Consider the following 14,788-nt stretch of genomic DNA (forward strand, 5'->3'; position numbering starts at 1 on the left):
CAGCGATGGTGACGAGCGTCGGCGAGGAGGCATCGTGAGCGGCAACCGTATCGAGGACGTCCTTCCGCTTTCCCCGCTGCAGCTCGGGTTCCTGTTCCACGCGCTCTACGACGAGCGGGCCGAGGACGTGTACACCATGCAGCTGCGGCTCGAACTGGACGGCGAACTGGACGCCGCGCGGCTGCGGCGCGCCTTCGAAACCCTCATCGAGCGGCACCCGAACCTGCGCGCGGGATTCCGCCAGCGGCGCAACGGCGAGACCGTACAGGTGATCCCGAAACAGGTGCGACTGCCCTGGCGGGAGCTCGATCTGTCCGATATGGACGGTGCGGACACCGGGACGCATCTGGAGAAGCTGCTCGCCGAGGAGCGTTCGCGTACCTTCACGCTCAGCTCCGCCCCGCTGCTGCGGGTGCTGCTGGTGCGGCTGGCCGGGGACCGGCACGTGGTCGCGCTGACCAACCACCACATCCTGCTGGACGGCTGGTCGCTCCCGCTGCTGGTGCGCCAGCTGTTCACCACCTACGCGGGCGAGGAACTGCCGCACACCACGCCGTACCGGGACTACCACGGCTGGCTCGCCGAACGCGATACCGAGGCCGCGCACACCGCATGGCGCGCCGCGCTCGACGGTCTCGGCACGCCGCCGCTGCTGGTGGACGCCGCCGAGCGGGAACCGGTGCACCCGCGCCGCATCGTGACCGAGCTCTCCGAACAGCAGACCGAACGGCTCACCGCCTTCGCCAGGGAACACGACTGCACCTCGAACACGGTGCTGCAGGCCGCGTGGGGGCTGCTGCTCGGCTCGCTGACCGGGGCCGAGGACGTGGTGTTCGGTTCCACGGTTTCCGGGCGCCCGCCGGAGCTCCCCGGATCCGGTGCGATGATCGGGCTGTTCATCAACACCGTCCCGGTGCGCGTGCGGCTGCGCCCGCAGGAGTCGGTTTCCGCGCTGCTGCACCGGATCCAGGACGAGCAGGCCGAACTGCTCGAGCACCAGCACCTTCCGCTGACCGACATCCAGAAACTCGCGGGCGGCGGAACCCTGTTCGATTCGCTGGTGGTGTTCGAGAACTACCCGCTCGAACCGGACGCGCTCGAACTCCCCGGTACCGGTCTGCGGCTGAGCGGGGTCAGCGGGCAGGACGCCACGCACTACCCGTTCGCCATCTGCGCGATTCCCGGGCCGCGGCTGCGGTTGTGCTTCGATCACCGCGAGGACCTGCTCCCGGCAGCGGCCGCCGAGCGGATCGCCGCGCGGCTGTGCGAGGTGCTGACCGCGATGCTGGAGAACCCGGAGCGCCCGATCGCCGCGATCCCGGTGACCGCGCCCGAGGAGCACAGCATCCTGCGCGGTGACGGCGGGGAAATCGAGGAATCGCTGCTGGACGCGTTCGGCAGGCAGGTCGCGGCGCAGCCGGACGAGCCCGCGCTGCTCGGCGACGGAATCCGGCTGAGCTACCGGGAACTGGACGAGCGCGCGAACCGGCTGGCGCACCGGCTGCTCGACGCCGGGGTCGGCGCGGAGCACCGGGTGGCGATCCGGCAGCGCCGCTCGCCGGAATTCGCCGTCGCTGTGCTCGCGGTGCTCAAGGCGGGCGCGATCTATGTGCCGCTGGACATGCGCAGCCCGCAGGAGCGGCTGGCGCACATGCTCGGCGCCGCCGGGGTCGCGGTGTTGCTCACCGACACCGCGAGTGTGGGCGAGACCGCGGTGGACGGCATCACGAGCATCCTGGTCGACGAACCGGTAACCGGTTACCCCGCAACGGATCCCGGTATCCCGGTGCATCCGGAACAGCTCGCCTACATCATGTTCACCTCCGGATCGACCGGGGTGCCCAAGGGTGTGGGCGTGCGGCACAAGGACATCGTGGCCCTCGGCGCGGACCGGAGCTGGGACACCGACCGGCATCAGCGGGTGCTGCTGCACTCGCCGTTCGCCTTCGACATGTCCACCTGCGAGCTGTGGTGCCAGCTGCTGCGCGGGCGGCAGGTGGTGGTCGCGCCGGACGGCGAGCTGGACTCCCAGGAACTGGCGCGGCTGATCCGGGAGCACGAGGTCAGCACCGTATTGCTGACCGCTGGCCTGTTCCGGATGTTCGCCGAGGAGGATCCGCACTGCTTCACCGGTGTCCGCGAGGTGTGGTCCGGCGGGGATGTGGTGCCCGCCGCGACCGTGCGTGCGGTGCTGGACGCCAACCCGGGGATCGTGGTCGGCGATGGCTACGGCCCCGCGGAAGCGACCGCGTTCGTGTGCCGGCACCTGATGCGCACGGTCGATGAGGTGCCGGACACGGTGCCGATCGGCGCGGTGATCGACGGAACCCGGCTCTACGTGCTCGACGATTTCCTCCGCCCGGTCCCGCACGGCAGCACCGGCGAGCTCTACATCGGCGGCGCCGGGCTGGCCCGCGGTTACTGGGCGGCGCCGGGGCAGACGGCGCAGCGGTTCCTCGCCGACCCGTTCGAACCGGGCGCGCGGATGTACCGCACCGGGGACCTGGTGCGCCGCATCGAGGATCCGCACGGGCTGCATCCCGAGGGGATTCTCGAGTTCGCCGGACGCTGCGACGAACAGGTCAAGATCCGCGGATTCCGCGTCGAACCGGGGGAGATCGCCGCGGTACTCGGCAACTCGCCCGAGCTCGCCCAGGTCGCCGTGGTCACCAGGCAGACCCCGCGCGGGAAGCAGCTGATCGCCTACTACGTACCCGAAGGCGCGGACCCGGGCGCGCAGCGGCTCGCCGAATGGACCGGCGAGCGGCTGCCCGAATACCAGGTGCCCGCGGCATTCGTGGCCATGCCCGCGCTGCCGCTCACCACGAACGGCAAGATCGACCAGGCCGCACTGCCCGAACCCGAACTCGGCGTGCGCGGCGGCGAGCACACCGCACCGCGCGATGAAACCGAACGGCAGCTCTGCGAACTGTTCGCACAGGTGCTCGGGGTCGAGCAGATCGGCGTGCACGACAGCTTCTTCGCGCTCGGCGGGGACAGCATCGTGTCCATTCAGCTGGCCAGCAGGGCCCGCAAGGCCGGGCTGCGCATCAGCCCGAAGGACATCTTCACCCACCGCACCGTGGCCGGGCTCGCCGCTGCGGCCACTCCGGTGCGGGAAAACCAAGCACCGCAACAGGAATCGGGCATCGGCAAGGTCGAGCTCACCCCGATCATGCACTGGCTGCGCGAACTGGGCGGGGAGATCGACGGATTCTGCCAGTCGGTCTCGCTGATCGCCCCGCAGGGCCTGACCGTCGAACGGCTGCGCACCCTGGCGCAGACCGTGCTGGACACCCACGACGCGCTGCGCATGCGGCTGCGCCGGGAGCAGGGGAACTGGTCGCTGGACATTCCCGAACCCGGCACCGTCACCGCGCAGGTGCGGCGGATCGAGGTGTCCGGCGATCTGGCCGGGGCCACCGCGGCCGCCCTGGAACAGGCCCGCGCGCAGCTCGATCCGGGAGCCGGGGATCTGGTGCGGTTCGTGTGGCTGGACACCGCGGACACCGGGCGGCTGCTCATCGTGGCGCACCACCTCGCCGTGGACGGGGTTTCCTGGCGCATCCTCACCGGCGACCTCGCCGAGGCCTGGCAGGCGGTACGCGAGGACGCGAGCCCGGCGCTGGAACCGGTACCCACCGCCTACCGCGGCTGGGCCGCCCGGCTGCGCGAAGCGGCCGGTGGCGCCGATGCCGCTGCCTGGGCGCGGTTGCTCGACCAGCCCGACCCGCCGCTTTCCGAACGCGCGCTCGATCCGAACCGGGACACCGCGGACACCGTGCGGCACCTGGATCTGGTGCTGCCACCGGAGATCGCGGATCCGCTGCTCGGCACGGTTCCCGAGGCGTTCCACACCGGAGCGCAGGAGGTACTGCTCAGCGGTCTCGCCCTGGCCTGCGCGGGCTGGCGGGCGCGGCGGGGAACCCCGGGAACGGCTACCCTGCTCGATCTGGAGACCCACGGCAGGGACGGCACCGACACCGATCTGACCCGCACGGTCGGCTGGTTCACCACGATGTACCCGGTTCGCCTTGAACTCGACGGGATCGACCTCGGCGCGGCGCTGCGCGGCGGTCCGGCCCTGAACGGGGTCGTCGGCCTGGTCAAGGATCAGCTGCGGGCGCTGCCCGATGCCGCCAGCTACGGGCAGGCGCGCTACCTCGATCCGGAGACCGCGCCCGCACTGGCGGCCGGGGCCACCCCGCAGATCGGCTTCAACTACCTCGGCCGGTTCACCGCGGGCAGCCAGCCGTTCACCCCGGCACCCGAATCGGCGGGGCTCGGTGGTGGCGCGGACGCGAAACTGCCCGCCCCGCATGCGCTCGAGGTCACCGTCACCGCGCTCGAGGACGGCTTGCACACCCGGCTTTCCTGGCCGGAGGCGGTGCTCGCGGAGACCGAGATCGCCGAACTGGGCAGGTTGTTCACCGAGGCGCTCACCGCGCTCGCCGGTGCCGAAGGCGGGTACAGCCCCTCGGACTTCCCGCTCGCCGCACTCGATGCCGGGCAGCTGGGCGCACTGGAGCGCGAGCACGCCCCGCTCGCCGAGGTGCTGCCGCTTTCCCCGCTGGCCAAGGGATTGTTCTTCCACGCGGCCTACGGCGAGGACCCCTATGTTGTGCAGCTCGGCCTGCGGCTCTACGGGGAACTGGACGTGGAACGCCTGCGTGCCGCGCTTTCCGCGCTGCTCGACCGGCACCCCAACCTCGCCTCCGGGTTCACCGACCGCGGCCTCTCCGCTCCGGTGCAGTTCTCCCGCGCAAGGCCCGAGGTCCCGTTCCGGCTCATCGAGGCCAGCGAAGCGGAACTGGACGGACTGCGCGCCGCCGACCGGGAAGAGGGCTTCGATCTCGCCGATCCGCCACTGCTGCGGCTGATCGTGTTCGCCCTCGGTTCGGGACAGCACGAGGTCATGCTCACCAACCACCACCTGCTGCTGGACGGCTGGTCGGCCCCGCTGCTGGTGCACGAGCTGTTCGCGCTCTACGCCGGGCAGCGCCTCGACCCGCCCGCGCGGTACCGCGACTACCTGGAATGGCTTGCCGCCCAGGACATCGAGGCCGCGAAGCAGGACTGGGCCCGTGCGCTGGACGGGGCCGAACCGACGCTGCTGTGCGCGCACTCCGAGGCGGAGGCGGAGCAGCGCAGGCACACGGTCACCTTCCCGCGCGCGCTGACCGAAGGCCTTTCCGCGCTCGCCGCGGAGTCCGGGGTCACCCTGAACACCGTGCTGCAGTCGCTGTGGTCGGTGCTGCTCGGCAGGCTGACCGGGCGCGAGGATGTGCTGTTCGGCGCGACCGTTTCCGGGCGGCCCGCGGACCTGCCCGGGGTCGAGTCGATGATCGGCCTGTTCATCAACACGGTCCCGGTCCGGGTGCGCCCGGGTGCCGCGGACAGCTTCCGTGCGCTGCTCTCGGCCGTGCAGTCCGAGCAGACCGCGCTGCAGGCACAGCACTATCTGGGCCTTTCCGATATCCAGGAAACCCTCGGCAGCGGGGAACTGTTCGACACGCTGCTGGTGTTCGAGAACTACCCGCTCGAATCCGCGCTGGAACTGCCCGGGACCGGGCTGCGTGCCGAGGCGGGCTACATCGACGACGCCACGCACTATCCGCTGACCGTGGTCGCGGTTCCCGGCGCCGAACTGGAACTGCGGCTCAACCACCGCCCCGATCTGGTCGACGCGGAGGCGATCGGCGCCCGGCTGCGCACCCTCGCCGAACGAGTGCTCGCCGCCCCGGACGCCGAGCTGTCCACAATGGACGTGTTGCCGGAGGCCGAGCACACGCTGCTGCAGGAACTGGGCACCGGTGCGTCGCAGCAGGAAGCGGTGCGCGGGGTGCACGAATGCTTCGCCGAAGAGGCCGCAAGGCACCCGGAGGCCACCGCGCTGCTCGCCGACGGGGTGCGGATCGGATACGGCGAACTGGACGCGCGGGCGAACCGGCTCGCGAACCGGTTGATTTCCCTCGGGGTCGCCGCGGAGGAGCGGATCGCGCTGCTGCTCGATCGCGGACCGGAGCTCGTGGTCGCCACCCTCGCCGTGCTCAAGGCCGGGGCCGCCTATGTTCCGCTGGACGCGCGCAATCCCGAGGGCAGGCTCACCAGGATCCTCGAGCACACCGGGGCCCGGCTGCTGATCACCGATACCGAACCGGGTTTCGCGCACGGCTGCGAACTCGTGGATCCCGGGCAGACAGCGGATTTCCCGGCCACCGATCCGGGCATCACCGCGGATCCGCAGCAGCTGGCCTATGTCATGTTCACCTCCGGTTCGACCGGGGTGCCCAAGGGAGTCGCGGTCCGGCATGCCGATGTGCTCGCGCTCGCGGCCGATCGCTGCTGGGACACCGAACGTCAGCAGCGGGTGCTGCTGCACTCCCCGCACGCCTTCGACGCGTCGACCTACGAACTGTGGGCGGGACTGCTGCACGGCCGTGAACTGGTCCTCGCCCCGGCCGGTGAGCTCGACATCCGGGACCTGGCCGCGAGCATCCGCGAACAGGGGATCACCGCGCTGTGGCTGACCGCGGGCCTGTTCCGGCTGCTCGCCGAGGAGGAGCCCGGCTGCTTCGCGAACGTCCGCGAGGTGTGGTCCGGCGGAGACGTGGTGCCCGCCCCGGCCGTGCGCCGGGTGTTCGAGGTGAACCCGGAGCTGGTGTTCGGCGACGGCTACGGTCCGACCGAGACCACGACCTTCGCGACCAGGCACCTGATGCGCTCGGCCGCCGAGCTTCCGGACACCGTGCCTATCGGTGCGCCGATGGACGGGATGCGGTGCTATGTCCTGGATGAGCGGCTGCGCCCGGTCCCGCACGGCACGATCGGCGAGCTCTACCTCGCCGGAGCCGGTCTGGCCCGCGGTTACCTCGACGAGCCGGGGCTGAGCGCCAACCGGTTCGTGGCCGACCCGTTCGCCGCCGGTGCGCGGATGTACCGCACCGGGGACCTGGTGCGCTGGACCGCGGGCGGTGCCCTGGAATTCGCCGGGCGTGTCGACGAACAGGCCAAGATCCGCGGATTCCGCATCGAGCTCGGCGAGATCGAAGCGGTGCTCGGCCGCGCGGAGGGCATCGGGCAGGTCGCCGTGCTCGTTCGCGAGGACCGCCCGGGGGACAAGCGACTGGTCGCCTACTACGTGGGCACGGTGAACGAGGAGCAGCTGCGCGCGCTCGCCGAGCACGAACTGCCCGGCTACATGGTTCCCGCCGCCTTCTGCGCCCTGGACCGGCTTCCGCTGACCGCCAACGGAAAACTCGACCGGCGCGCCCTCCCGGAACCGGTGTACGCGGGCGCGGCCGAGGGCAGGTCCGCGCGCAACCGCAGCGAGGAAGTGCTGTGCGAACTGTTCGCCGAAGCACTCGGCCTCGACGCGGTGGGCATCGATGACAACTTCTTCGCCATGGGCGGGCATTCGCTGCTGGCCACCCGCCTGGTCAGCCGGATCCGCTCGGCCTTCGGCGTGGAACTCGCGGTGCGCAACCTGTTCGACGCGCCCACCGTGGCCGGCCTGGTCACCGCGCTGGACAATGCCGCCGATGCGCGCCAGACCCTGTGCCCGATGCCGCGCGGGGAACGGATCCCCGCCTCCTTCGGGCAGCGGCGGCTGTGGTTCCTGAACAAACTCGAACCGGAGAACTCCCCGTACAAGATCCCGATCGGCATCCGGCTTTCCGGGGTGCTCGACGTGCCCGCGCTCGAGGCCGCCATCGCGGATGTGCTGGCTCGCCACGAAGTGCTGTGCACTGTGTACCCGGAATTCGACGGTGAGCCCTACCAGGTGATCCTGCCCGCCGAACAGATCCAGCCCGCGCTGGATCCGGTCGCGGTGACCGAATCCGGGCTCGGCGAACGGATGCTCGAGGAAGTGCGCAGGCCCTTCGATCTGCACACCGAGCCGCCGCTGCGCCCGGTGCTGTTCCGGACCGGCGAGACCGAGCACGTGCTGCTGCTGACCCTGCACCACATCGCGGGCGACGGCTGGTCCATGGCACCACTCGCGCGGGACCTCTCCGAGGCCTACACCGCACGGCTGCGCGGCGCCGCCCCGGACTGGGCCCCGCTTCCGGTGCAGTACGCGGACTACAGCATCTGGCAGCGTCAGGTCATGGGCACCGAGCAGGACGCGGAAAGCCGGATCGCGCAACAGGTCGAGTACTGGCGCTCCACATTGGACGGAATCCCGGACGAGCTGACGCTGCCCGCCGACCGCCCGCGCCCCTCGGTGAGCGAGAACCGCGGCGGAGTGGAACTGTTCGAAGTGGACAGTGCGCTGCACGCGAAGCTGGCCGAGCTCGCCTCCGGCGCACAGGTCAGCATGTTCATGCTCTTCCAGGCCGCGCTCGCCGGGCTGCTGACCCGGCTGGGGGCCGGCGAGGATGTGCCGATCGGTTCGCCGATCGCGGGCCGTACCGATGCGGCGCTGGACGAACTGGTCGGGTTCTTCGTGAACACCCTGGTGCTGCGCGCGGATACCTCCGGGGACCCGAGCTTCACCGAACTGCTGGACCGGGTGCGGCACACCGATCTCGCCGCGTACGCGAACCAGGATCTGCCCTTCGAACGACTGGTCGAGGTGCTGAACCCGGTACGCGAGATCGGCCGCAATCCGCTGTTCCAGGTGATGCTCGTGGTGCAGAACAACGTCAGCGCCGAGCTCGAACTCCCGGAACTGAGCGTGCGCCCGCAGCCGGTCGGCGCCTACGCCGCGCAGTTCGACCTGTCCTTCGACCTGACCGAGCGCAGCGAAGGCGGAGTGGCCGGGCGGCTGGACTACAGCTCCGAGCTCTTCGACGCGAGCACTGCCCGCACCATCGTGGAGCGGTTCCTGCGCCTGCTGCACGCGATCGCGGAGCGGCCGGAAACCCGGCTCAGCGCGGTGGATGTGCTCGGCGCGCGGGAACGCACGCGGTTGCTCGAGGAGTTCAACGCCAGCGCCCGCCCGGAATCCTGCACCGATCTGGTCGCCTGTGTGCAGGACTTCGCCGCGCGCACCCCGGAGGCGATCGCGCTGCGCGATGACACCGAGGTGCTGAGCTACGCGGAACTGGCCGGGCGCGCCTCGGCGCTGTCCCGCACCCTGCTCGCCGCGGGGGCCGGGCGCGGCTCGGTGGTCGGGGTGTACGCGCCACGCGGTACCGATGTGCCGGTCGCGGTGCTCGGGATCCTCGGCGCGGGCGCGGCCTATCTGCCGCTCGATCCGGCCAGCCCGGATGCCCGGATCGCGGACATGCTCGAGCGCGCGGACGCGCAGCTGGTGCTCGCCGATCCGGATCTGGTGGCCCACGCGAAAACCCTGAGCGGACAGGCGCTCGTGCTGCCGATCGAGCGGCGCGGCGACGAACCGGGTGACCTGGCACGCGGGGTCGGCAAGAGCGAGGATCTCGCCTACGTGCTCTACACCTCGGGGTCCACCGGAAAACCCAAGGGCGCGCTCGTGCACCGGCGCGGCATGCTCAACCACCTGCTCGCCAAGGTGGAGGAGCTCGATCTGTGCGCCACCGACACCGTGGTGCAGAATGCCCCGCTCTCCTTCGACATCTCGATCTGGCAGATGCTGTGCGCCTTCACCGTCGGCGCCACCACCCGGGTGGTGAACGGGGAGGACGCGGCCGATCCGATGCGGCTGTTCGGTCTGGTGGACAGTGAACGGATCACCGGACTCGAAGTGGTTCCCTCGCTGCTGCGTACCGCGCTGGAGAGCTGGGAAACCGGTGCGGCCGCGCCCGGTCTGGGTACGCTGCGCTGGCTGATGGTCACCGGTGAGGCGCTGCCCGCGGACCTGGTGGACCGCTGGTTCGTCCGCTACCCGGGCATTCCGATGGTGAACGCCTACGGGCCGACCGAATGCTCCGATGACGTCACGCACGCCCGGCTGACCGCGGAAACCGAACTCGACGGCGCGCGGGTGCCGATCGGTTCCGTGGTGCGCAATACCCAGCTCTACGTGCTCGACGAGCAGCTGAACCCGGTCCCGCTCGGGGTTCCCGGCGAACTGTGCGTCGGCGGGATCGGCGTCGGCTACGGCTACCTCGGCGATCCGGTGAAGACCGCGAACGCCTTCGTGCCCGATCCGTTCGGCGAGGTTCCCGGCGCCCGGCTGTACCGGACCGGCGACCAGGCCCGCTACCGCGCGGACGGACAACTGGAATTCCTGGGCCGCAACGATCACCAGGTCAAGATCCGCGGCCAGCGCATCGAACTGTCCGAAGTGGAATCCGCGCTGCGTGGCGTGCCAGGGGTACGCGACGCGGTCGTGGTCGCCAGCGGGCACGACCGGCTGATCGGTTACTACGCCGGGGAAACGGCACCGGAGGTGGTGCGCGCGGCACTGGAGACCACGCTCACCCAGGCGATGGTGCCCGCCGTGCTGATGCCGCTGCCCGCGCTGCCGCTTTCCGCCAACGGCAAGGTGGACCGCGCGAAACTGCCCGAGCCCGAGCTCAGCGCGACGAGCGGGCGGCGCCCGTCCACCCCGCAGGAGGAGATCCTGTGCACGATCTTCGCCGAGGTGCTCGGCCGCGCGGAGCCCGGAGTGGACGAGGACTTCTTCGCCCTCGGCGGGCATTCCTTGCTCGCCACCCGGCTGGTGAACCGGATCCGGGTCGCGCTCGACGCGGAACTGGAGATCCGCGAGGTGTTCGCGAACCCGACAGTGGCGCGGATCGCGCGGCTGCTCGCGGAGAAATCCGGCACCACGCGGCCCCGGCTCGGTGCCCGGGAGCGCGGGGAACGGGTTCCGCTTTCCTTCGCCCAGCGCAGGTTGTGGTTCCTCAACCGGATGGACGCCGCGACCGGCGCCTACAACGTGCCCATCGGGCTGCGGCTGCACGGCGAACTGGACGCGGACGCGCTGCGTGCCGCCCTCGGTGACCTGCTCGCCAGGCACGAGAGCCTGCGCACGGTCTTCCCGCAGCAGGACGACGAACCGCACCAGTGGATCGTGGACGCCGAGCTCGCCCGGCCGCGGCTGCGGTTCGTGGAAACCGATGCCGAACGGCTGCCGGGCGAGCTGGACGAGGCGGTGCGCACCGGTTTCGACCTGACCGCCGAACTGCCGATCCGCGGCTGGCTCTACCGGCTCGGCGCTGAGGAGCACGTGCTGCTGTTGCTGGTGCACCACATCGCCTGCGACGGCGGCTCGGCGGTACCGCTGGCCACCGATCTGGCCACCGCGTACCGGGCGCGCACCGCGGGCGCCGAGCCGGACTGGGCCCCGCTTCCGGTGCAGTACGCGGATTACGCGCTCTGGCAGCGGGATGTGCTCGGCAGCGAGGACGATCCGGAGAGCCTGCTCGCCGGTCAGCTCGCCCACTGGCGGTCCGCGCTGCACGGCCTTCCGGACGAGCTCGCGCTGCCTGTCGACCGGCCACGGCCCGCGGAATCCAGCATGCACGGGGAATCCGTGCCCATCCGGTTGCCCGCCGGACTGCACGCCGGACTGGTGGCGCTGGCCAGGGAACACGGCGCGAGCCTGTTCATGGTGCTGCACGCCGGACTGGCCGCGCTGCTGTCCCGGCTCGGTGCCGGGGAGGATGTGCCGATCGGTTCGCCGATCGCGGGCCGTACCGATGCGGCGCTGGACGAGCTGGTCGGGTTCTTCGTGAACACCCTGGTGCTGCGCACCGATGTGTCCGGGGATCCCTCCTTCGCCGAGCTGCTGGACCGGGCGCGGCGCACCGATCTCGCCGCGTACGCCAACCAGGACCTGCCCTTCGAACGGCTCGTGGAGGAACTGAACCCGCCGCGGGCACTGGCCAGGCATCCGCTGTTCCAGGTGATGCTGGTGCTGGCGAATCAGGAAACCGGATCGGCGAGCCTGGACGGGCTCACCGTCGAGGCGCTGCCGCTGACCAACGGGGCGGCCAAGTTCGACCTGTCCTGCCACCTGGCTGAGGCGTTCACCGAGGACGGTGCGGCCGCGGGCATCGAGGGCAGGCTCGACTACCGCACCGAGCTGTTCGACCGCGCCAGCGCCGAGCACATCGCCGCCGCACTGGAGCGGTTGCTGTCCGCGGCGGTCGCCGAACCACAGCGCCCGGTCACCGAACTGGACCTGCTCGCCCCCGGACGCAGGGACACGCTGCTCGCCGCGGGACCCCGGGTGGACCACGGCACCGCGAGCCTTCCGGAACTGCTTGCCGCGCAAGCGATCCGCACCCCGGATGCGGTCGCGCTCGCCGATGGGCAGCGCAGTTACCGCTACGCGGAACTGGTTCCGAGGGTGAACCGGCTCGCTCACCTGCTGCGCGAACACGGTGCGGGGCAAGGAGAATTCGTGGCCGTCGCACTGCCCGCGGGGACCGAACTCGTGGTGGCGCTGCTCGCCGTGCTGCGTGCGGGCGCGGCCTATGTGCCGATCGATCCGGAATACCCGGCCGAGCGGGTGCGCTACATGCTCGAGGACTCGGCCCCGGTCGCGGTGCTCACCACCGAGGGCAGCGCGATCGAGGGCATCGACGTGGCAGGCGAGCTCGGCGGTTATCCGGACAGTGCACCGGAGGGCGCGCCGCGGCCCGGGGATCCGGCCTATGTCATCTACACCTCGGGTTCCACCGGACGCCCCAAGGGTGTGGTGGTCGAGCACCGCTCGCTGAGCGATTACCTCGGCTTCGCGCGCACCGCGTACTCCGGCATGACCGGGACGACCGTGCTGCACACCTCGGTGTCCTTCGACCTCTCGGTGACCGCGCTGCTCACCCCGCTGACCGCGGGCGGCACCGTGCACGTCGGCGAACTAGGCTCCGCCCCGGCCACCCTGGTCAAGGCGACACCGAGCCATCTGCCGATGTTCGCGGCAGCCGGACCGGGCGCGGTGCCTGGTGAGCAACTGCTGCTCGGCGGGGAAGCGCTCACCGGGGAGGCGGTACGTGAACTGCGCGCCGCGCACCCGGAGCTGACCGTGCTGAACACCTACGGCCCCACCGAGGCCACGGTGAACGTCACGCAGTACCGCGTCGAACCGGGCGCGGAACTGCCGGACGGACCGGTGCCGATCGGGCGGCCGATGGACAACGCGCGGGTGTACGTGCTCGACGCCCGGCTGCGGCCGGTGGACACCGGGGTGCCCGGCGAGCTCTACCTCGCGGGCGAGAGCCTGGCACGGGGCTACCTGAACCGGCCGGGCCAGACCGCGAGCGCGTTCGTGGCCGATCCGTTCGTCCCCGGTGAGCGCATGTACCGCACCGGTGACCTGGTCCGCTGGGATCACGAGGGCAATCTGCGTTACCTGCGCCGCGCCGACGAACAGGTGAAGCTGCGCGGATTCCGCATCGAACCGGGTGAGATCGAGGCCGTGCTCTCCGGGCTCGGCGATGTCGGCCGCGCCGCGGTGCTCGTCCGCGAGGACAGCCCGGGGGATCAGCGGCTCGTCGGCTATGTGGAACCGGAACTCGATACCGGGGCACTGCGCGCGGCACTCGCGAAACGGTTGCCCGCGCACCTGGTGCCGTCCGCGGTGGTCGCGCTGCCGGAGCTGCCGCGGACCCCGAGCGGGAAGGTGGACCGCGGCGCGCTGCCCGCCCCCGAGCTCGACGGGAGCAGGGCGATCGAGGCCCCGCGCGATCACACCGAACGCGAGCTGTGCCGGTTGTTCGCCGAAACGCTCGGGGTCGGCGAGGTCTCGGTGCACGAAGGGTTCTTCGAACTCGGCGGGCACTCGCTGCTGGCCACCGCGCTGCTGCGCCGGGTGCGCGCCACCTTCGGCGTGGACCTTCCGGTGCGGGCGCTGTTCGAGGCGCCGACCGTCGCCGGGCTCGCCACGCGGCTGGGTACCGATGAACCGAGCGGTGGCTACGACATGCTGCTCGGGCTGCGCCCGCGCGGCGGAGCCACCCCGCTGTTCTGCGTGCACCCGGCGAGCGGCTTCTCCTGGTCCTACGCCGGGCTGCTGCGCCACCTGGACAAGGACATCCCGGTGTACGGCCTGCAATCGCGTGGGCTGGACACCGAGACCGAACTGCCGGGCAGCCTCGCCGAGATCGCCGCCGAATACCTCGAGCAGATCCGCACGGTGCAGCCGCACGGTCCGTACCGCCTGCTCGGCTGGTCCTTCGGTGGACTGGTCGCCCAGGAGATCGCGGCGGCACTGCGCGAGGCCGGTGAGGAGGTGGAACTGCTCGCCCTGCTGGATGCGGCACCGCACGAGGGCGGTGTCCGGGACGAGGTGTTCGCCGAGGACGAGCTGTACCGCTCGCTGCTCGATCTGGTCGGCGTGGACCAGTCGAGCCTCGGCACCGAACCGGTCGGCGCCGAACGGGCCGCGGAGCTGCTCACCGAACGCGGCGGGCTGTTCGCCGAGGCGGACGCGGACACCCTGCGCAGGCTGCACGCGGTGTTCACGAACAATGTGGCGCTCGCCGACCGGCACACCCCGCGCCCGTTCGACGGGACCGCGCTGCTGTTCGTCGCCGAACACGAACCGGACCGGATCGGCGCGCACCGCTGGGCCGGGCTGCTCGGCGAGGTGCACGAACACCCCATCGCCGCCAGGCACAACGACCTGACCATGGCCGAACCGCTCGCCGCGATCGGCGCGCTGCTCGCGGCCGAGATGACAGAAGGAGAATCCGAATGAGCACAAATCCGTTCGACCGCACCGATATCGACTACCTCGTGCTGCGCAATGACGAGGGCCAGTACTCGCTGTGGCCGGAATTCGCCGAGGTACCGCAGGGCTGGGAGCAGGTCTTCCGCGGAGACCGCGCCACCTGCCTCGAACACGTCGAGACCAACTGGACCGATATGCGCCCGCGCTCGCTCGTGGCCGCGATGGAAGGGCGGTGAC

Annotated in this window: 2 protein-coding genes; both read left to right on the plus strand. The window is 71.0% G+C overall.

The features are described from left to right. The first annotated feature begins 34 nt into the window (after window positions 1–34). On the plus strand, window positions 35–14,578 hold the full coding sequence (locus tag AD72_RS04430; protein WP_051897902.1) for a non-ribosomal peptide synthetase: 14,544 nt from the start codon (window positions 35–37) through the stop codon (window positions 14,576–14,578). Continuing rightward, window positions 14,575–14,787 carry an MbtH family protein gene (locus tag AD72_RS04435; RefSeq protein ID WP_020496658.1) on the plus strand — a complete coding sequence of 71 codons (213 nt, stop codon included), beginning with the start codon at window positions 14,575–14,577 and terminating at the stop codon, window positions 14,785–14,787. Before AD72_RS04430 ends, AD72_RS04435 begins: the two co-directional genes overlap by 4 nt. The last annotated feature ends 1 nt before the right edge of the window (window position 14,788 follow it).

This window comes from Sciscionella sediminilitoris (assembly GCF_000737195.2).
Taxonomy (GTDB): Bacteria; Actinomycetota; Actinomycetes; order Mycobacteriales; family Pseudonocardiaceae; genus Sciscionella; species Sciscionella sediminilitoris.

Coding starts and splice junctions, on each gene's coding strand:
- AD72_RS04435 (WP_020496658.1), top strand. CDS start 14,575: ATGAGCACAAATCCGTTCGACCGCACCGATATCGACTACCTCGTGCTG.